Origin of the sequence: Elusimicrobium minutum Pei191 (genome assembly GCF_000020145.1) — a bacterium.
GTDB classification, from domain to species: Bacteria; Elusimicrobiota; Elusimicrobia; order Elusimicrobiales; family Elusimicrobiaceae; genus Elusimicrobium; species Elusimicrobium minutum.
Genome location: NC_010644.1, coordinates 1,302,594 through 1,322,806, shown reverse-complemented (window position 1 = coordinate 1,322,806; position 20,213 = coordinate 1,302,594). Strand labels below are relative to the sequence as shown.

Annotated in this window: 16 protein-coding genes; all 16 read left to right on the top strand. The window is 41.9% G+C overall.

Annotation, left to right across the window (positions count from 1 at the left end):
- The first annotated feature begins 4 nt into the window (after window positions 1-4).
- Window positions 5-1,453 (top strand): glycogen synthase, encoded by a 1,449-nt coding sequence (locus EMIN_RS06215; RefSeq protein WP_012415386.1) that lies wholly within the window; start codon window positions 5-7, stop codon window positions 1,451-1,453.
- A gap of 10 nt (window positions 1,454-1,463) precedes the next feature.
- The gene (locus EMIN_RS06210; RefSeq protein ID WP_012415385.1) at window positions 1,464-2,828 is read left to right on the top strand and encodes an alkaline phosphatase; all 1,365 of its coding nucleotides are present in this window, start codon (window positions 1,464-1,466) and stop codon (window positions 2,826-2,828) included.
- Window positions 2,828-3,631: a permease-like cell division protein FtsX gene (locus EMIN_RS06205; RefSeq protein ID WP_012415384.1), complete on the top strand. Its 804-nt coding sequence runs from the start codon at window positions 2,828-2,830 to the stop codon at window positions 3,629-3,631. The genes EMIN_RS06210 and EMIN_RS06205 overlap by 1 nt, the downstream gene beginning before the upstream one ends.
- Window positions 3,616-4,779, top strand: coding sequence for a murein hydrolase activator EnvC family protein (locus EMIN_RS06200; RefSeq protein ID WP_012415383.1), 1,164 nt, complete (start codon window positions 3,616-3,618; stop codon window positions 4,777-4,779). The genes EMIN_RS06205 and EMIN_RS06200 overlap by 16 nt, the downstream gene beginning before the upstream one ends.
- Window positions 4,780-4,809: 30 nt before the next feature.
- Entirely contained in the window at window positions 4,810-6,144 is a 1,335-nt protein-coding gene (locus EMIN_RS06195) for a S41 family peptidase (protein WP_012415382.1), read from the top strand.
- Window positions 6,145-6,197: 53 nt separating this feature from the next.
- Window positions 6,198-7,226, top strand: coding sequence for a tRNA (adenosine(37)-N6)-threonylcarbamoyltransferase complex transferase subunit TsaD (gene tsaD, locus EMIN_RS06190; protein ID WP_012415381.1), 1,029 nt, complete (start codon window positions 6,198-6,200; stop codon window positions 7,224-7,226).
- Window positions 7,226-8,434: an extracellular solute-binding protein gene (locus EMIN_RS06185; RefSeq protein WP_012415380.1), complete on the top strand. Its 1,209-nt coding sequence runs from the start codon at window positions 7,226-7,228 to the stop codon at window positions 8,432-8,434. Before tsaD ends, EMIN_RS06185 begins: the two co-directional genes overlap by 1 nt.
- Window positions 8,435-8,436: 2 nt before the next feature.
- The gene (locus EMIN_RS09520; RefSeq protein ID WP_012415379.1) at window positions 8,437-9,927 is read left to right on the top strand and encodes a sensor domain-containing diguanylate cyclase; all 1,491 of its coding nucleotides are present in this window, start codon (window positions 8,437-8,439) and stop codon (window positions 9,925-9,927) included.
- Between the two features lie 362 nt (window positions 9,928-10,289).
- A complete protein-coding gene (locus EMIN_RS06175; protein WP_012415378.1) occupies window positions 10,290-14,483 on the top strand; it encodes a FlgD immunoglobulin-like domain containing protein in 4,194 nt (1,397 codons plus the stop codon).
- 13 nt (window positions 14,484-14,496) lie between these two features.
- Window positions 14,497-15,471, top strand: coding sequence for a PorV/PorQ family protein (locus EMIN_RS06170; RefSeq protein WP_012415377.1), 975 nt, complete (start codon window positions 14,497-14,499; stop codon window positions 15,469-15,471).
- A 31-nt stretch (window positions 15,472-15,502) separates the two neighbouring features.
- Window positions 15,503-15,682 (top strand): hypothetical protein, encoded by a 180-nt coding sequence (locus tag EMIN_RS06165; RefSeq protein WP_012415376.1) that lies wholly within the window; start codon window positions 15,503-15,505, stop codon window positions 15,680-15,682.
- Window positions 15,683-15,723: 41 nt separating this feature from the next.
- Window positions 15,724-15,921 carry a class III signal peptide-containing protein gene (locus EMIN_RS06160; protein WP_012415375.1) on the top strand — a complete coding sequence of 66 codons (198 nt, stop codon included), beginning with the start codon at window positions 15,724-15,726 and terminating at the stop codon, window positions 15,919-15,921.
- A gap of 11 nt (window positions 15,922-15,932) precedes the next feature.
- A complete protein-coding gene (locus tag EMIN_RS06155) occupies window positions 15,933-16,400 on the top strand; it encodes a TadE family protein (RefSeq protein WP_083759844.1) in 468 nt (155 codons plus the stop codon).
- A gap of 52 nt (window positions 16,401-16,452) precedes the next feature.
- A complete protein-coding gene (gene cpaB / locus EMIN_RS06150) occupies window positions 16,453-17,214 on the top strand; it encodes a Flp pilus assembly protein CpaB (RefSeq protein ID WP_012415373.1) in 762 nt (253 codons plus the stop codon).
- Between the two features lie 18 nt (window positions 17,215-17,232).
- Window positions 17,233-17,979, top strand: coding sequence for a type II and III secretion system protein family protein (locus tag EMIN_RS06145; RefSeq protein ID WP_012415372.1), 747 nt, complete (start codon window positions 17,233-17,235; stop codon window positions 17,977-17,979).
- 4 nt (window positions 17,980-17,983) lie between these two features.
- Window positions 17,984-20,212: an ATPase, T2SS/T4P/T4SS family gene (locus tag EMIN_RS09030; RefSeq protein WP_012415371.1), complete on the top strand. Its 2,229-nt coding sequence runs from the start codon at window positions 17,984-17,986 to the stop codon at window positions 20,210-20,212.
- Window position 20,213: the final 1 nt, after the last annotated feature.

Sequence of the window (20,213 nt, the reverse complement as noted above, 5' to 3'; positions counted from 1 at the left end):
TTTTATGAATATAGTTTTAGCCGCGAGTGAAGCTTTTCCTTTTTGTAAAACGGGCGGATTGGCCGATGTTACCGGCTCGCTCGCTAAAGAGCTGTCAAAACATAAAGGAAACAGAGTTATTTTATTTCTGCCCCATTATAGAAATATTAACAGGGTAGCGTCTCTTAAGGTTGTTCCTGGCACCTTTTTAATACCCATAGGCGACCGCTTGGAAACGGCCTCCCTTTCCTATATAAGCTGGGGAAATGTTTTGGTGTTTTTTATTAATAACACAAAATATTTTGACCGTCCGGAATTGTACCGCACCGCGGCGGGCGATTATTTTGATAATGACGAAAGATTTATATTTTTTAACCGCGCTGTATTGGAATCGTGTAAGTTTATAGGCTACAGGCCGGATATTATTCACGCGCATGACTGGCAGGCCGGGCTTTTACCCGCGTATCTTAAAACTGTTTATAAGACGGATGCTTTTTTTACCCGCACACGCAGTTTGTTTACCATTCATAATATGGCTTACCAGGGGCAGTACCCGTACTCAACATTCATTAAAACAGGTTTTCATACTGTTGATTATGTGCCTGAGCGTTTTGAATATTACGGCGGCATAAGCTATTTAAAAAGCGGCATTGTATACGCGGATTATGTTAATACCGTAAGCCCTAATTACGCTAAAGAAATTACTTTAGACGAAAAAATGGGTTTTGGCATGGAAGGCCTTTTGCGATCAAGACAAGATACTTTTTGCGGCATTTTAAACGGACTTGATACCGGAGTGTGGGACCCTGAGCATGACCCCCTTATCCCTTATTCATACGAAAGTTTCTCGCCTGTTAAAGGCAAAGCGGCCTGTAAACAATTTTTACAAAACATGCTCGGACTTGAGGTAAGCCCTTCCAAGCCTTTAGTGGGTATAGTGTCTAGAATGGACTACCAGAAAGGGCTTGATCTTATACCGGGCGTGGTTAATAAATATAAAGATAAAGTGCAGTTTGTTGTAGTAGGCACAGGCGATTCGGGTATGGAAAAGGCTTTTATGGCTTTAGCTAAAAATAATGTGGGTAAAGTGGCCTACGTCGCTAAAGTGGACGAAGAGCTTGCCCACAGGGTTTACGCTGGTTCCGATATATTTTTAATGCCGTCCCGTTTTGAACCGTGCGGTTTAAGCCAAATGATTTCAATGCGTTACGGCACCGTGCCCATAGTTTCGCGTGTGGGCGGGTTGCTTGATACCGTAAAAGGTTATGACGGCATTACCAAATACGCTACGGGATTTTTTATCTTGGAATTTAGCGAAACGGGCATTGAAAGAAGCCTTGATTACGCTTTAAAATATTACCAGGATAAACGCTGCTGGGGAATGCTTATAAAAAACGGTATGGAAAAAGATTTTTCCTGGACAAAAAGCGCTCAGGAATATCAGGATTTGTACAAAAAAATTATTTCAAAATAAAGGTGGAGATATGAAAAAAATATACACTGTTGCAATACTTATGTTTTGCGCTGTTTTTATCTTTGCGCAAAATCCTAAAAATGTAAAAAACATTATTTTAGTTATTGGCGACGGCTTTGGCCCCCAGGAAGTAGGTTTAATGGCGCAGTACGCGCGTTACGCTCCGTCCTCGCCTTATGCGGACAGGCAGTCAAACCTTGAAAAGTTTTTTAATAAATCTAATGTAGGCTTAGCGCTTACCAATCCGAAAAATTTTTTAGTAACTGATTCCGCCTGTTCCGGCACTCAAATCGCGACAGGACATTTTTCTTCTCCTGAATCAGTGGGTGTTGACTACCAGGGTAATGCGCAAAAAACAATTTTGGAATACGCTAAAGAAGCGGGTAAAAGCACAGGTCTTATAACCACAGTATATTTACAAGACGCAACGCCCGCTGTTTTTGCCGCGCACCAGCCCAACAGAAATAAAAAAGCGGAAATAGCTTCCGACATGGTAAATACGGGCGTGGATGTTATGCTTGGAGGCGGAAGGAAATATTTTGCGCCGATAGCGGGTCAAATTGAAGCTTTAGGCTATAAAATTATAAACAGCAGAGTTGAATTAGAAAACATTGAACTTGAAAAAGGCAAAAAACTTTTAGGCGTATTTGCTGAAAATGAAATCCCTTTTGTGATTATGAATGATATTTCCGCACCTTCTCTTACTCAAATGACTGAAAAAGCGCTTGATATTTTAAGCCAAAATGAAAAAGGTTTTTTTATTATGGTTGAAGCGGGCAGGATTGACTGGGCTCTTCACGCTAATGACGCGGCTTCTTCTTTGTATGAAATTTTAGAGTTAGACGAAACTTTAGGATATCTGTTAAAATGGGCTGAAAAAAGAAATGATACTTTGGTAATATTAACGGCCGACCATGAAACCGGCGGTTTTGGTTTTAATTACCATAAATTAAAAGGTGAAAGACTTACAAAAGCAAAAGAAAGCGGCGAAGTGCTTTACGGCTCGGGCACTGATTATGTAAGCCCCGAGGTTTTTGAAAAAATAATGAAACAAAAAACATTGCTTTATAATGTTGAAAAAGAGTTTAACGCTTTACCCAAAAGAAAACAAAAAAGCAAAACTTTGGGCAAAATGTTAAGCGATGTTGTAGGCTACCAATTAGCCGGGGAAATTTACAAAGACTGTAAAACTTTTAGCTGCGCTTTAAAAAATTACAACAATTCTTTAGGTATAGTTTGGTCTACCGGCGCGCATACGGCTACGCCCGTTGAAGTCGCCGCGTGGGGGCCTACGCAAGCCAATTACAGCGGCCTTTACCATACTACGGATTTAAATAAGAAAATGCGTAAGAGTTTTGGTTTTGAGGTTAAATAATGGAAAAATCGGCCAGAGTAAGGGACTTGGAAGCTTCCCTAAACGCTTGCCAGATGACGCAGACAGCCTCAAAAGGATATAAGAGGGTATTTTTCTTAACTTTGTTTGTGGCGCTTCTGTTACAGGCTTTTTGTTTCTTTTATATGCAGGTAAGAACGGTAAGCGAAACGCTTATAGCGGACTTTAAAATTATTCTTACCGTAAGCCACGGCGTTACGCCCGCAAGAATAAATGAAATCGGCGACGCGCTGAGCGCTAACGTTGATGTTGTAAGCTTAAAGTTTATTTCCGCGGATGACGGATTTCAAATAATAAAGGAACAAAACCCTAAACTCGCGGAAAATTTTGTTTTTTTAGGCCGCAAACCCATGGCTGAATATTTTGAACTTACTTTGAGCGAAAACGCTTTGCCTGAAGCTTCGGCCTGGATTACGGAAAATATAGTAAAGCAAATACCTGACGTTACGCCTCATTATAAAGAGGAACAGGCGCTTGCGGCGGCTTATGCTTCAAACATTGTGCGTGCGCTTAATTTAATAGCGGCGCTTACGCTTGTGGTTCTGTTCTCTTTTGTGTTTTTTGTTGAAGGATACAGTATCAAAACGCCGGGAGTGCGCTGGCCTTCGGTTTTTATAGGTATTTTATCTTTTGGTATTTCCTTAGGCGTATTTTACGGGCTTCTACAGCCTTTAAAAACTATAGCGGGCGACTTTTTTGTTTTTACAATATTAGAAGTGCAGTGCATAATTTTGTTTATTACGGCTCTTTTGGGATGGGTTTTATCTAAATGGAAAAGATTTTAACTTTAACCTGCTCGGCGTTGATTTTAGCTTCTTTTTTGTGGGCTGAGCCTACAAAACAAGATCTTGACGCTTTGCAAAGCAAAGCAAAGGAAAAAGAAGAAGAACTTAAAAAAATAAAAGAAGAAGAAAATAAAATAAATAGAGAACTTTCCAATTTGGAAAAGAAAAGGCTTGCCGCGCAGCAGTTGATGAACAAGCTTGAGCACGATATGTCTTTAGTTGAACAACGTAAAATAACCACGGCCAATAAAAAAGAAGCGCTTGAACGCTCTTTACCGGTATGGGAAGATTCGCTGCAAAAAGAAGCAGAGTACTATATTGTTTCTAATTTAGATTCCTCCAAATATTTTGACAGCGACGATCTTAAAGGCGCAATTTTAATGGACCGGGCTTTGCATCATAAATCCGCTTTTGTGGTTGAGTTAAAAAAAGAAAATAAAATAGCTGTTGACCAAATTGGAGTTTTTGAGGCGCGCAATAAAAAGCTGCAGGAAGAGAATGAAAAAATTGAAGAACAGCGCTCAATGATAACAAAGGATTTTCAAAAAAGAAGAGTGGATTTAAACACTACAAAAAAGAAGTATGATTCGGCCAAAGCCGAGCTTGATGAAATAAATAAATCAGCTAAAGAAATGATGAGTCTTCTTACGGCGGCGGAAGAAAAGCGTAAGAAAGAAGCCATAAAGCAGGCTAAGGCGAAAGGCGAAAGCCAGGCGCCTAAAACAGCGCCTCAAATTGATATAAGCAAAAATTCTTTGCCCGCACCTGTAAGCGGAACGGTTATAAGCAAGTTCGGTAAAGAATATAATAAAGATTTAAACACATGGATTTTTAGAGACGGTATTAAACTGAGCGCCAAAAAAGGAGAAACGGTTTACAGCGTGGCTGAAGGTTCCGTTATTTACGCGGGTTCATTTAGAAGTTACGGCAACGTGGTTATTATAAACCACGGGCACGGGTTTTTTACTATTTACGGATATTTGAACAGGATAGACGTTGAAAACGGCGACACTGTAGGTGCGAGAACGCCTATCGGAATAGTAGGTATGGATAACCAGCAAGGTTCAATGGGTACCGGCAGGACGGCGCTTTATTTTGAGGTAAGACAGGGCACAACCGCCGTAGATCCGGAGCTTTGGCTTAAATAATTTTTATATACTTAGTTTTAAAGGATATATATGAAGAATAAAATAAACAGACAGGCAGTTATAATAGCGGTGGTTTTCTTTTTAGGGACTTTATTCCCGTATGCTTACAGCGGTATTGATAACGGGTTGCAAAAATTAAAAACATTAGTTGACGTTATTGAATTTGTAAAGGGAAATTACGTGGAGGAAACCAAATTTGAGGATTTGGTTACCAACGCGGTAAAAGGGGTTGTTAATAATTTAGATTTGTTTTCGGAATATCTTCCGCCGAAAGATTATAAAGATTTAAAGACGGAAACAAAAGGCGAGTTCGGCGGCGTAGGCATACGTTTAACACAGGGAGACGGATATTTGGAAATTTCTTCCCCCATGCCCGGCACGCCCGCTTTTGAGGCAGAAATCATGCCTAAGGACCGCATTACGCATATTGATAAGGAAAGTGTTGCAAATATGACTTTGGAAGAAGCAGTTGAAAAAATGCGCGGTAAGATAGGTTCCAAAGTAAGGCTTACGATAATGCGTAAAAAAGAAAACAGCGAAGAATTTGAAACTTTGCCTGACTTTATTTTGAAAAGAGCTAAAATTGTGCCGGAAGTTGTTTACTACAGAATGCTTGAAGACGGTATAGGATATATATATGTTATAGATTTTTCCGGACATACCATGGAAAAATTAGAGCAGGCTTTAAAGAGTTTGCACAAACAAGGCATGACAGGGCTTGTATTGGATTTGCGTTTTAACCCCGGCGGTCTTTTGGGCGCGGCTGTTGATATGGCGGGTAAATTTTTAGGTGAAGAAAAACTTGTTGTATACACGCAAGGCAGACGCCCTATTTACTATAACGAGTATAAAGCGCCGGTAAAGGCGGAATATAAAGATCTTCCGATGGTGCTTTTGGTTAATGAAGCGTCAGCTTCCGGCAGCGAAATTGTGGCCGGCGCGCTGCAAGACCATAACAGGGCGGTTCTTATAGGAGCCAGAACATACGGTAAAGCAAGCGTGCAGCAGGTGCAGCCCTTGGGGGACGGTTCCGCCATACGTTTGACTATAGCGCGTTACTATACGCCTTTGGGCCGTTTGATACACCGCAACCATAAAGATAAAAATTCCAAAGATACCGGCGGCATAGTGCCTGATATTTTAATTAAACCCGAAGCGGAAGATTTAAAGCAAATTTACACTCTTTATAATAACGCGGTTCATACTCCAGGTAAAAAAACAGAGTATGCCAATATTAACGACACCGCTTTAGATAAGGCAAAAGAACTTCTTAAAGACCCTGAAAAATATGAAGATGTTTTACTAAATTCCCCGGCTAAAAAAGAAGCCGAAGAAAAAGTAAAAAATGAGGAAGGTAAAAATTAATTTTATTGCCCCTTAAAGCGACCGGTGTGTTGTTTTAAGGGGCTTTTATATTTATGAAAACCGATAAAGATATAACAATTTTAGGTATAGAAACCACATGTGACGAAACTTCCGCCGCCATACTTAAAAGCGGGCGGGATTTAGTTTCTAACGTGGTGCACACCCAAATCGATATACATAAAAAATATTGCGGCGTAGTGCCCGAACTCGCCAGCCGCGCCCATGCGGTTAAAGTGGCAGAAGTGGTAAAAGAAGCGCTTGGTAACCATAAAATAGATTTAGTAGCTTTCGCAAGCGGCCCCGGTTTGCCCGGCGGTCTTATGGTAGGCAGAGTAGCTGCGGAAGCAGTGTCCGCTTTAAAAAATGTTCCTATAATAGGAGTAAACCATTTGGAAGGACATTTGTTTGCCTGTGAATTTGACGCTAAAGAAGGGAAAATAGCAGCCGATAAACAACTTAAATTTCCTTTAATAGCTTTAATAGTTTCCGGCGGACATACCGAACTTTGGTACGTAAAAAATTACGGCGATTATAAAATGCTGGGACGCACAAGGGACGACGCTGCGGGCGAAGCTTTTGACAAAGTGGCTAAACTTTTGGGGCTTGGTTATCCGGGCGGGCCTGTTGTCGCTAAAGAGGCTTTAAAAGGAAACCCAGAGGCTATTAAATTCCCAAGACCGATGATGAAGGGAACTTTTGAATTTTCTTTCAGCGGTATTAAAACAGCTGTAAGCTATTACCTGCGCGACCATAAAGATATAAAAAAAGAAGATGTGTGCGCTTCTTTCCAGGCGGCGATGGTGGAAACTCTTGTGGCTAAAACTTTCCAGGCTGTAAAAAAATATAAAGTTAAAAATGTGGCTGTCGGCGGCGGCGTCGCGGCTAATGAACTTTTAAAAGAAAGCATGGTAAAACGCGGTCAGAAGGAAGGAGTGGATGTTTCTTTCGTACCGAGGGCGCTCTCTTCCGATAACGGCGCCATGATTGCCCTTGCCGGATATAAAAAATTTATGTTTGCCGGTAAGTTTAACGCTAATATTAGAATCAACCCTAACATGAGAATTAAAAACTGGGGGAAATAATGTTATTTTGGATGATGCCAGACTCAGGCTCCAACACAAAAAAGGATTTTGAAAACTTTTTACTGCCTTTTAAAAAAGCCAACCCCGGCATTAATATTAAGGTTGAGTATATTACGCGTCATAATTTGTGGAATAAACTTTTTTTACTGAGGTTTGAAAAAAATCCCGGACAGTTGCCAGATATTATTGAAATCCCGCATACATGGACGCCTGTTTTAACCGCGTCCGATTTAATAGAAAATCTTTCGGAACTGGAACCTTCTTTAACTGTAAATAAATATTTGGCCCCGCTTGTCTCTCATTGCTATAAGCAGGGCACAAAAGATATTTATTCTTTGCCTTGGTGGCTTGATGTTATGGCGCTTCACTACCGCGCGGACCATTTGGCTACTGTAAGCAAAAACCCTGAGGCGGACTTGGGCACCTGGCAGGGTATGCTTGATATTTGCGCCAGGTTAAAAACGGAGTTCGCGCATGATCCCAACTATTACCCTATTCAAAACAGCGACTGGAGGGGAAACCTTTCCGTAAGAAGTATTTTACCTTGCATTTGGGGCAGAGGTTCGGACTTGTTTTCGCATGACGGCTCACGCTGCAATTTTACGGAACCCGCTTTTATAGACGGGCTTGAAGATTATATTAAACTGGCCGACCGCGGGTATCTGCCCGTACTTAGGGAGCGCGGATCTGTAGGAACTATGGTATCGGGAAGGGCAAGTTTGTTTATAACAAGGCGGCAGGGGTTAAGCATGTTTGAGGCTACAAAAACCCCTTTTCAAATTAACACTTTAAATGTTCCCGCCACGGGTAAAGAAAGCGTGTCCTTTTTATCAGGCATCAATTTGGTTATAACAAAATCAAGCTCTAAAAAAGAAGAGGCCCTTAAATTTTTAAACTGGCTTATGACGCGTGAGGCGCAGCTTAAATACGCCTCGCTTATGGAAGCTTTCCCGGCGGTTGAAGACACTTTTGATGAATTTATTTTCTCCTCCCCCAAGCGTATGGTTATATACGCAAAAATTATTGCTACGGCAAGAACAATTTCCACAAACATGGTTGCCGCCAGCGCTACAAAAATGATTAATGAGGTGCTTGAAAAGGTTTCTATGGAAATTATTAACGGGCGTTACGACAGAGAATTTCTTGAACGTGAGCTTGTTCCCATATCCAAAGAGGCGGATTATCTTCTTAATCTGTACGGGGGTTAGTTATGTTCGGTTTTAATGACAGGCACAGGCCCAAATTGCAGCTTTACCATTTTCATAAAAGGCTGAACCAGACTTTCCAAAATACAAGCGCCTTGTTAAACCAGGCTTTGCCTTTTATGCAAAAAATTTTGGGGCTGGACCGTATTTACTTTTTTAATTGGGAAAAAAACCGCGAGCTTCTTTCACTTACCATGCTTTGCAAAGACGGCTACTGCATGGACATGCAGGAAACTATTTCCTCAACAGGCAAGCAGGAAATCATGGCTGATCTTCTAGCGAAAGGGTATTCCTTAAAAAGTGATTTAAGCTACCCCGCGATTTATGTTTTTTTACAATGGAAGGCGCCCGCCGCTTACGGTAAAAACGGCGGCAACTCCGCCATGCAGGAAAAGTTTGGCGTGTTAAGGCTTGAACGTTTTAACAAATCTAAAAAATTTAGTGAAAAAGAAATCAGGTTAATCAAGGGGCTTGTCAGCGAAATTTCCCATAATATGATTAACACGGAAATAGATCAGGACAACTCAGAACGCCTTAGGCTTGCCACCACGTTAAATGATTTAGCCGCGGTGTTTGCTTCTTCCATGCGTTTTAACGACGCTATTGAAGTTATTTTGCGCGGCGTGCAAAAAACTTTTAAATTTGACCGTGTAAGAATGTATTTGTTTGATTATGAAGGTGCAAACATACGCGCCTCTTTAAGCACTGATATAGCGGGCAATGTTTCCAGAAGGGACGGTAATATTGACCCCGCCGAAATAAAAAACGTTTCAAACATGGAAGAGTCTTTCAGCTCGCGCGTACTTAACCTGCCGCTTAATGTGCAGGGGAAAAGGGTGGGTATTTTAATTTTTGACAATCTTCTTTCCCGCCGCGATATTACGTATTTGGATTTTTTGCATGTTAAACAGTTTTCCTCCCAAATCGCGCTGGCGGTTGATAACGCAGTTTTGTTCGAGCGCGTGCAGGACCTTTATAATTATGACGAACTTACCAAACTGCCCGTAAGAAGGTATTTTAATGAAAAACTGATAGAGGAAATTTACCGCTCCGAGCGGTTTGAGCTTACAATGTCGGTTATTATTTTAGATATTGACCATTTTAAAACAATTAACGATACTTTCGGCCACAGTACGGGCGATATTGTTTTAAAATCCGTAAGCGATACTATATTAAAAAGTTTAAGACAGACTGACTTTCCCTGCCGCTACGGCGGCGATGAAATCATGATTATGCTTCCGCGCACAAGCGGGCAGGAAGCTAAGTATACCGCAAGACGTTTATCTGAGGGTATTAAAAAAATCAAAATACCGGAGCAGTACACCAACGGACGGGAGTATATCATTTCAATTACCCAGGGTATAGCAGTGTACCCTCAGGATTCTTCAGACGCTATTGATTTATTTAATAAAGCGGACAGGGCTTTATATTACGCTAAAAACAAAGAACGCGGCACATACGCTCTTTATAATGAAATACCTCCCGAAAGTAAATAGTTTTTTGCAGAGCGGAATCGGGCGGGGTAAAGTAGAATTTTATAATAAGCGATATTAATTTTAACAGTATAAAGCGGGCTTAAAAAAGGGCTTGGCGAAAGCAAAGGGTTCTTATTTATATATAAATTATCATAATTATTGTTGACAAGTGACTAAAAAGTTGTCAAAATTTAGTAGTGTAAGTTTAATTGTGTAAATAGTTATGCAAAAACTGAGGTTGGTTTTTTGCGTAATTTTGCGATTATAATATTTTATTGATTTGTAAAATTGTAAAAGTTTTAACAGGCGCTTTGCGGGTGTATTTAAATTTTCTTACACTTAAAGCCTGCATTTTAAATTAATAGGTTTACGGTAAAAACAAAATGAACAGTAAAAAACAAAACAACTATTCAACTCTTTTCTCCGGAAAAAAAATCCTCATAAAAATTATTTTTTCCTTAATATTTACAACAATATTTTCAGCGGCCGCGACGGCTCAAACAGCGCAAATAAGTAAAGTTTTTACGGCCTACCCTACTACCGGTTTAACAAGCCCTATTTATTGCGATAGTCAAATCCCCGGGCAAGAAGTTAGTTTTATCACAACAAATTCCATTAATCCTGTAGGAGTGATTGACCCTACCATAAACTCCGCTCTTATTGAATTTGACAAACCGTTTAACTGGACCTCAGCTTCCGCTGCTTCCGGCACGCCTTTATGGAGCGCCGGGTACAGATATCCCAACCATTGTTTGCAGCTTTGCGTTACGGTTCAATGTTCAACAATATCTGACAATGTGTCGCCTACTCCGTCTTATCCCATACAAACCGTAAGGTTTGAAATTTTTAAATTTTTAGAGCAAAGCAACCCTGAAGATGACAAAGCAACCCCCGCTATCAGAACCATAAATTTGTATCCCACGGGCGGTGTTTACAGATGCGGCGGTTATAAAATAAATGACCCCAACAGTACAAATATATATTGCGACACAGGTGCGGGAACTCCGCCGGCATTACAAACAAGTTGCCCGCATGGCGCTCAGGTCACCGCTTCTACAACAATTAATGACGCCGACAACGTTCTTAGGTTTTGCGCCGCGTGGGACGGGGCTTATAACTTTGACAGCGAATTTGCCAAAACAAACGGAACATTTGGCGTAAGGGCAAGAATACAAACTACTTTCCAGCCGCCTGTAACAATTTCCGAAACTCCTATTGAAATTGACCATGTAGCCGTATATCCCGGTCAAAACCAGCAGCCTATTTTAATTGATGTTACAAACGTCCATTCTGTACGTACGACAGCTACCGTTGTTGGCAACATTGAAGCCGTTGCTACCGAGCCTTATAAAATAAAATACCGCTTGTCTAAAGATGCTAACGTAACGATGAGGATTTTTGACTCAAGCGCAACAACTCCTGTTGATACAAGCAGCACAACCGCTTTAAGAAGAACGCTTATTAATGATGAACCCAGGCTGGGTGAAGGCTCTCCCGACGGCGGGCAATTGCCAAACAACCCTGAAGTTACCGCCACTGTGGAAGAAGAACCTTTTGACGGAAGGGATAACACGGGCCGCTTACTGCCGCCCGGCAACTATTTGGTTGCTATAAAAGCGCAAAAATCGGACGAATGGGGTAATGACGTTTCAGGAGAAAAAACTTATGACCTTACCCTTGATCCTTTAAAATTAACAGACCGTGTTATTACCGGTTTAAACCAAATGTCCACGGCTTATGCGTCTATTTCCTATTTATTAACCGAAGCAGCCACAGTATACTTCCAGGTTTACACTCCCGGCACCACAGTATCAAACGTATATATTGACACCAATCCGACAACCGGCGCGGTAGCCCCCACAGCAGCGGGAACAAAACCCACGGTAACCGGCGGTGTTTTAGTTTATGAAAATATTGAGCAAAAGGGTAAGAGAAACACTGTCAACACCAAGTGGGACGGCACCTGTGGCATGGCGGGAGGCTGTGCTTTCCCAACCGCTATAGGCGGCGGCGCTTATGATTTAGGCCAGTATTTACCTGATGGCAACTATGTGTACGTTATCTGGGCTGAAATACCTTATACAGGCGATACTTATACAAACGCCGCGGGCAACGTTTTCTACGCTGTCAAAACAAGAATGTACCATAACGGTATTATACCTATAGACAGAGGTAATGTTGATATAACAATACAGCCTGTTAAATACTCAACAATGGGTTCAAGCCCTATAGCTTACGGTTTAGACCCGTTTGAATTTAACTATTCAATTTCAAGGGAAGCGCCTACAACGGTTGTTGTTAAAAATACCGCTAATGTGGTGGTAAAAACAATTATTAAAGACCAGGTACAGGTAGCCCAGCAAATGAATCAGTTTAAGTGGGACGGCCTTGACGACTACGGCCGCTATCCTTCACCCGGTACATATTCTTTGGAAGTTACCACCAGAGATCCTATTTTCCCGGATAAAGTTTACTCACAAACTGCTTTATTTCCCATTGATATCTTTAGAGTGGTAGACGTTGCCGACACCCCGCTTTTGGGTGAAACAAATGCCTTTGCCACATTATCATACTCTCTTACCAAAACGCAAAATGTTGATATATATATATATGATAAGAGCGTAAGTATTCCTAATGATATTACGGCAACATGGCCGCCCGTGGGGTTAAACCTTGTTACGGGTGAATATAACGGCAATATGCCGCTTAAATCTTACAGAGGCGTAAAAGCGGGTGAAGGCTTGACAAATACAGAAACTTGGGACGGCACCAATCAGGCCGACGCGAGTCCTGTGGCCGACGGGCAGTATCCTTATATAATAATAGCCTCGTCAACCGCTCCCGGATCGATTTATTATGACGGCGCTTTCCCTGTTGTTTCAATGAGCCCTCAGAATCCTTTTGTGGCAGGCAGCAGTGTGGGCGGTTACGGTTCCATATATTCTTCAGACCGTGTAACGGGCTTTATTAACGTTACCCGCGGCGGAGTTTACTTTGTGCCCGCCTCAATTAAAATTTCAGGCTCAACGCCTAAACTGTATCACTCTACGGAAGTAGTTAACAATGTTCCTTCCTATACTATAGAGTTTACGGTTTCACGCACCGCTCAGGTTGATATTGATATACTTTCAAGAGACGGCAAAGACTGTTACGGCAATCCTATAGCGAGTAACGTTTCACAGCCTGTTTGCCGCACAATTAAGGACAGCGGTTTTAACCAGTTTGGCCTGCAAAATATTTTTGAAGGTAATAAAGCGGCCAGAGTATTCTGGGACGGTAAAGATAATTTTGGCAACTACGTCGCCTCCGGCGCTTACACCGTAAGATTAAGAGCAAACGGCTATCCTTTGGAAGTAAGCAATCCTTCTTTTGTGGGTTCGGAGACGTACTGTTACGAATCGCCCTCTATTATAGGGCACAGAAGATGTACCACTGCTGAACTCGCAACCCCAGCCGGCTTATGTTCGGACGGCAGCGCGGCGCAGGTGTCAGGTACAGCGCCAAACAGAATACTTGTATGTCCTTCCGCTTACGAAGCAACGGAAACAAGGCTTCTTAACGCCAACTTATTCCAAATATTCGACATTTATGTAGAAGATATAGCCGAACGCCAGCAAGTAGGCTTGTTTGCTTACCAGACTTCGGTTCCCATGAAAGTGGGTATACAAATTTTTAAACCCGGTACATATATTAAGGATTATTCCACGGGTGAAGTTGCCAACGGCTCATTTGTTAATTCAAGCTGTTATGAAAACCCGGCCCAGGGCAGCCCTGTTTGTACCCCGGCGCAGCTTTTAGCGCCCAGTTCTTTCTGTACGGCAAGCGGAACATTCGCAAGTATTGAAGGTTCGGCGCCGAACAGAAGAATAACATGTTCCACGTCAAGCTCATCAAGCGAAAAAGACTTGCTTGTTAAAGCCATTGTGGGTATGAGGCCCAACCTTTTATCTATTGAAGATGTTTGGGACGGTAAAGACTTTGCTATGCAAGACGTTCCGGACGGTTTATATCCTTTCAGGTTTGTCAGCGTAACACAGGGTAATACCAACCATATGGACAGTTTTTACGGTACTATCGATGATATAAGAAATATCGCCGACTGGGAAAAATATGCTAACATGCAGCCTACGGAATTTACGGTTGCAAGAGGCGACGGTAAATTTGTCTGCTCGGATTGGGAAAAATCCGTAATCTTCTTCCCTAATCCCATGAGAAGCAATAAAGCATATTTTGAAGTGACAAAGATCCCCGTGCCGGGCGACATGTCCGTTAAGATTTACAATATCGCGGGAGACCAGATAAGGACCCAAAACTACTCTTGTGTTGATAATAATAATAACACTGTCACAATGGGCTCGAGCTTGCGCATACAACCCGATAACGGCGCCCAGGGCGGCACAGCACCTACGGGCGATTTTACAAATCTCAGAAACGCGGAACTCCGCTGCGAATGGGATAAGAAAAACGACCATGGCAGAACCGTTGCCAGGGGTGTATACTTCGGTTTAGTTGAATTTAAAGCGACAGGCGGCGGCAAAGAACATTGCCAAAGAGTTGTCAAAATCTTAATACCATAGGTAAAATGAGAATATGAATAAATACTTTAAAATATTAGTAACTTTGGCAATAACGGTATTGTGTGCTTCGGGATTATATGCCCAATCGGGGGGATATAAAGGTGCGGGTACAAGCGCAAGTGCGTTTTTAAAACTTCCATTCGGAAGCCCCAGGGCGCAGGCTTTGGGTAACGCGTATGTATCTTTAGCTGACGGGGCCGACTCACTTTTTTGGAACCCGGCCGGTATTTCAACGGCTACCAGCAGAGAAGTGCACTTATCGTATCTTGACTGGCTGCAGGGCTATAAGGCAAGGACATTATCTTATATACAACCTATGGGAAAAACAATTATAGCTTTGTCCGGTAATTATATGGACATGGACGGTTTTGAATGGAGAAACAGCCAAGGTACTCCTCAGACGGAAGGCGTTGATGGTGATGTTAGAAACTTTGTCGGCATGGCTTCTATAGCGCGCGGTTTTTTTGATAATATTTTCCAAATTGGCGGTACTTTTAAGTATATTAATGAAAACAACGTCGGCGAACATTACAATAACGTAGCCTTTGACGTAGGCGCTAAACTTGATTTCAATAAAGTAGGTTTAGGCTTTGCGGCTGTTAACTTAGGCGATTCTGACGAAGTTCCCACGGGTTTGCGTGGCGGCGCGCATTTCCAAACAAAGTACTGGACGGTTGTAGGTGAAATAATTAAATATACTGACTACAGATTACAGTATGGCGTAGGTTTGGAAATACATATACCGGAAGATTTGCTGCAAGTTGCCAGGTTTGACTTGCGCGCTGGTTATTACTCACGCGAAGATACCGGCAAAAGTGATGAAAGCTGGACGGAAAAAATCGGTTTAGATAATACTTCTAAAGTTTCTTTCGGTTTTGGTTTATACAGTGATGAAGTTTTCGGCTATGGCACAAGAATTGATTTTGCCATGACTCCGTTCGGCGCCTTAGGCACAACGTATAACGTTGCCGTAGGCGTACAGTTTTAAATAAGAGGCGGCAGCTCTTAAAGGGGAAAATATGAAGCTGTTAAAAACTCTTAAGAGTAGAAGCGGGCAAACCGCTATTGAATATATTTTTACCACTGTGGCGTTGTTTTTTGTGTTTTTGTCTTTTTATATTTTTTATTCAAAAACAGTGCCGTTGCAGTTTGAACAGGGCGCAAAAGTTATACTTACGGTGTATGAGTCAAAAGACTAGATTTATTGAAGTAAAGATTTAAAATTAAACGGAGGATTGTTATGAAATATTTCGTAAAAATGCAAATTGCTTTAGCCCAGCTTAAAAGCAAAAAAGGTCAGGGTACAGTTGAATACTTACTTATGCTTGGCGTAATCGTTGGCGTCGCTCTTATAGCCGGCGCTGCCGTAAAAGCGTTCATGCCTGAGCTTTTTGATAACATCAAAACGAAGATTCTTGGCGGCGTAGGCCAAATGTAATTTACCCCATTATGATACGCAAGCGTGGAGGGCAGACTGTAGTTGAGTTATTGATGATTTTACCGATTTTTATGTTCATGCTTTTTCTTGTTCTTGAACTTGGTAATATCGCCTATCACACGATTATAGCCCACCACGCAGCGTATGAAATGGCAAGGGTAGGAGGCATGGTCGGCGTAACAAGGCCGGGCGCCCCTACGGACAAAGGACGTATAGAAAGCAAACTTAAAGAGCAAAGCGCTTTAATGTTTGCGGGCAGACAGGATAAGATTACTTTTAAAGTATCTTTAGACAGAACAAGTATGGACCCGCAGTCTACTGCGCATCCTAACGAGGACGTTATTGTTGAAGTATATTACCCGGTGCGTTTGGTATTTCCGGGCACAAGTTTTATTTTTGCCGATCCTCCCAAAAGATTGGGCAGGAGAGAGCTTAGAGCGACAGTGAGGATGCCGGTTGAAAGGCCGCTTCTTAACTAAAATTTTATTTTTTAGTGATTTTTATTAACCAGGACTTAGAAGAGGAGTTAAAATGAAAAAAGGTGTATTTCTACCGCTTGTTATAGCTATTTTGGCGGCCGTGGTTTACTTTATAATACTTTTCTCAAACCAGAGCAAGTTTGAAGAAAACAGCAAACTTGAAAGAGTTGTTATCGCTATCAGGGATTTGCCTGAAAGAAAAGTTATTACAAAAGGTGATTTGGGCGTTATTGAAATGCCTAATAAATTTTTGCAAAAGGACGCTTTTACAGTTACAAGAGATTCTGATATAACAAAATTGGAAAATAACCTTGTGACAAGAATAGCTATTCCAAAAGGAAACCAAGTCAGCAAAGCGGCTTTAACCTCACTCAGTCCTGAAGCGGGTTTAAGCGCTAGGGTATCTCCTTTATGGAGAGGTTTTGTTTTAACCGATGTTCCGAGTTCCGTGGCTAACCTTATTAAGCCGGACGATTGGGTTGACGTGCTTTTAACTTTCGACGCTTATATGAAGAACACCGGACAGAAAGAAAAAATTACCGCTACAATTTTACAAAGAATTAAAGTGCTTGGCGTGGGTAATGATTTGGGGCAGGGTATGGACGCTAACCAACTCAGAGCTACCAGAGAAAGAGAAGCAAGCGCTTCAGCTTTTAACGACAGTTCCGCTATCAGCTTGGCATTACACCCCAGGGACGCGCAGTATTTGGCCTTAGCTAAAGAAGAAGGCATAATAACTCTTGTAGTAAGAAGACGTGAGGACCAGGGCGTACATTCAATAGCAATAGCCAGTCTTACGGAAATGTTTAAATAATTACAGGAATATAATAAGATGAAAAATAAAAAATTTGCATCAAAAGTCTGTTTAACAATTCTAGCAGCATTACTTGTAATGCCAGGCGCGCTTCATGCCCGCAAAACAAACCTTGTGTCTGTCAGCGCCGATATCGTTGAGATAAGCGGTTCGATAAACAGCAATATCGGGTTTTCCTGGTACAATATATTTGATTTTGCGGAAAAAGAAATACCGGGTGTTTTGGAAATAGGCTCTTTTGAAAGAAAGACGGCTCTTACAACAAGGTTAAGACTTATGGAAAACGAAGGTAAAGCGCAGATACTTTCTAACCCCAAAATCGTTACTAGAACAGGTACAAACGCCAATATTTCCGTAGGCGGACAAATACCTTTCCCCGAAGTTAACAACCAGGGCGTGGGCACAAGCATGTTAGATTACGGCGTTATATTAAACGTAATGCCTACTATTATTCCAGAACAAAGCAATCTTATTAACCTTCAGGTTAATTTAGAGGTTTCCGCGCCGGACTATTCCCGAACGGTTTCAGTCGGCTCAACAACAGTTCCGTCAATTAACAAAAGAAGGGTTGAGACGCAGGTTGAACTTCACAGCGGCGAAACGCTTGTTATAGGCGGATTAAAGAGTAGCAGCCGTAACGTGTCCGTTGACAGAATTCCGCTTTTGGGCAGACTTCCTTTAATAGGGCTTTTGTTTAGAAACAAAGATACTTTAGACGAACAGAGATCATTGTTCTTATTTGTTACAGTAGAAATAGTGGAGTAACGTCATGTCAGAACTATCGGGCAGAACAGAAGGTAAAGTAATCGCTTTTTCAGGGCCTAAAGAAGGTGCCGGAAGGACTACTTTGCTTCTTAATTTAGCTGTTTTGTGGGCGGGCATGCAAAAACGTCCGGTACTGATAGTTCCTTTAGATCCTTTGGCAAGACAAGAGCATACTTTTTATTTAGATATTAAAACCCCGGTAACTGCTGCGGATATAGTTAAAAGCTTAGGCGCAACCACAATAGCTGTTGCGGGCGGGCTTTTACGTGGTAAAATATCGATGTCACAATACGGCGTGGGCGTGATGCCGCTTGGCAATACAAGAGGCCAGGTGTCTGCTATGAGCCCTAGGATATTAATGCCTATTTTAGCGCGCCTTTCCCAGACTTTTGACATTTTTTTAGATATAGACTCATCTTTCCCCATGCAGTCATTTGCCTTTGACATCGCGGATAAAGTTTTTTGGATAACCCAGGCTACAAGAAACCATTTAAATACAACTGTTAAGATGTTTAACGAATATAAGGAAATGAGTTTTCCTATGGAACGTCTTGACGTTGTTTGTAATATGTATGATATGCCCGGCTCTATAGCGCATGAGGAAGTTGACAGATTTTTTAAAAGTTTGGGAAAAGACGTTTCAGTTTTTTTACCGTGGGACGACAGCGTTATGGCGGCCTCAAACAGGCGTGAGATTGAAGCGGTTTCAAACCCCCATTCAGACTGGGTTAGCGAAGGTCTTAGAATTTTGATTCACAGGATTGAAACGGTAACGCCTTCCATAAGAGATTGGATGAGCAGCGTCTCCGATGAAGATTTTACCGAAGCTTCCAGAGAGATATGGACGGCTCTTGTAGGCGGCGGCGCGGGGGGCGGCGGCGCGGTTCCCAAATTTAACCATGAGGCTACTGCGGAAGAAGAAGCCAGAATGTCTTTTTGGGATGAGCTTAAACAAAGAGTGCATAAAGAAGTTATTAAAGCTTTGGAACTTGAAAGAATTGTTATAAGCGATGAGTCTAACAGCGAGCAAACCAGAAAAAGAGTGGGGGAAATTATTGAGGAAATTTTGCAAAAGCAGCCTAATTTGCAATTTTCAAGGGAGCAGCGCGTAAGGTTCGCCACGGAACTTTTAGATGAAATTTTGGGTTTAGGGCCTTTAGAAGGTTTGATGAGAGACCCTAGCGTTACAGAAATTATGGTTAACTCTTTTGATAAGATTTTTATTGAACAAAAGGGTAAATTAACTTTAACAAAATACAGATTCAGAAATAATGACCAGGTTGTGCAGGTTATTAAAAGAATTGTTGCCCCGTTGGGAAGACGTATAGACGAATCTGTGCCCTTAGTTGACGCGCGTTTAAAAGACGGGTCGCGTGTTAACGCAATTATAGCTCCATTGGCGGTTTCGGGCCCTTCGCTTACTATAAGAAGATTCTCGCAAAAACCTTTTGGCCCGGAAGATTATTACAGATTTGGCACCATCAGCCGCGAGTGTATGGACTTTTTAAAAGAGTGTGTAAAAATCAGGAAAAATATTATTATTTCCGGCGGTACCGGTACCGGTAAAACCACATTTTTAAACGCTCTTTCCACTTATATTCCTTCGGACGAACGTATTATTACCGTGGAAGATACCGCTGAATTACGCTTGCAGCAGGTACACTGGATTTCCTTGGAAAGCAGGCCGGCCAACATTGAAGGAAAAGGTGAAATTACTATTCAGGATTTGGTTAAAAACTGTCTGCGTATGAGACCTGACCGTATTGTAGTAGGCGAGTGCCGCGGCAAAGAAGCGTTGGATATGTTGCAGGCTATGAACACCGGCCACGACGGTTCTTTGGCCACAATCCACGCCAATAACCCTAAAGACGGTCTTACTCGTTTGGAAGCCATGTGTATGATGGGCAGCGCCGATTTGCCTATTTGGGCTATTAGGGAAATGGTGTCATCGGCGGTTAATATGATAGTCCAGCTTTCAAGATTTTCGGACGGGTCGAGAAAAGTTACTTATATTACGGAAATCCTGGGGCAAAAAGACGGGATTATTCACACCAACGATTTATTCAGATACAGACAAACAAGTATTGATGAAGAAACAGGTAAGGTGCAAGGTCATTTTGCCGCTACCGGTAACAAACCGTCTTTTTATGATGATTTTAAATCAAAAGGCATTAATATTGACGAGAGTGTTTTTGCCGCGCCTAATACTCCCGCGCCGCCAAAGGTTAACTGAA

Bases quoted from the DNA above. Each gene is read 5' to 3' on its own strand.
- EMIN_RS06215 (WP_012415386.1), top strand. From the start codon at position 5: ATGAATATAGTTTTAGCCGCGAGTGAAGCTTTTCCTTTTTGTAAAACG.
- EMIN_RS06210 (WP_012415385.1), top strand. From the start codon at position 1,464: ATGAAAAAAATATACACTGTTGCAATACTTATGTTTTGCGCTGTTTTT.
- EMIN_RS06205 (WP_012415384.1), top strand. From the start codon at position 2,828: ATGGAAAAATCGGCCAGAGTAAGGGACTTGGAAGCTTCCCTAAACGCT.
- EMIN_RS06200 (WP_012415383.1), top strand. From the start codon at position 3,616: ATGGAAAAGATTTTAACTTTAACCTGCTCGGCGTTGATTTTAGCTTCT.
- EMIN_RS06195 (WP_012415382.1), top strand. From the start codon at position 4,810: ATGAAGAATAAAATAAACAGACAGGCAGTTATAATAGCGGTGGTTTTC.
- tsaD (WP_012415381.1), top strand. From the start codon at position 6,198: ATGAAAACCGATAAAGATATAACAATTTTAGGTATAGAAACCACATGT.
- EMIN_RS06185 (WP_012415380.1), top strand. From the start codon at position 7,226: ATGTTATTTTGGATGATGCCAGACTCAGGCTCCAACACAAAAAAGGAT.
- EMIN_RS09520 (WP_012415379.1), top strand. From the start codon at position 8,437: ATGTTCGGTTTTAATGACAGGCACAGGCCCAAATTGCAGCTTTACCAT.
- EMIN_RS06175 (WP_012415378.1), top strand. From the start codon at position 10,290: ATGAACAGTAAAAAACAAAACAACTATTCAACTCTTTTCTCCGGAAAA.
- EMIN_RS06170 (WP_012415377.1), top strand. From the start codon at position 14,497: ATGAATAAATACTTTAAAATATTAGTAACTTTGGCAATAACGGTATTG.
- EMIN_RS06165 (WP_012415376.1), top strand. From the start codon at position 15,503: ATGAAGCTGTTAAAAACTCTTAAGAGTAGAAGCGGGCAAACCGCTATT.
- EMIN_RS06160 (WP_012415375.1), top strand. From the start codon at position 15,724: ATGAAATATTTCGTAAAAATGCAAATTGCTTTAGCCCAGCTTAAAAGC.
- EMIN_RS06155 (WP_083759844.1), top strand. From the start codon at position 15,933: ATGATACGCAAGCGTGGAGGGCAGACTGTAGTTGAGTTATTGATGATT.
- cpaB (WP_012415373.1), top strand. From the start codon at position 16,453: ATGAAAAAAGGTGTATTTCTACCGCTTGTTATAGCTATTTTGGCGGCC.
- EMIN_RS06145 (WP_012415372.1), top strand. From the start codon at position 17,233: ATGAAAAATAAAAAATTTGCATCAAAAGTCTGTTTAACAATTCTAGCA.
- EMIN_RS09030 (WP_012415371.1), top strand. From the start codon at position 17,984: ATGTCAGAACTATCGGGCAGAACAGAAGGTAAAGTAATCGCTTTTTCA.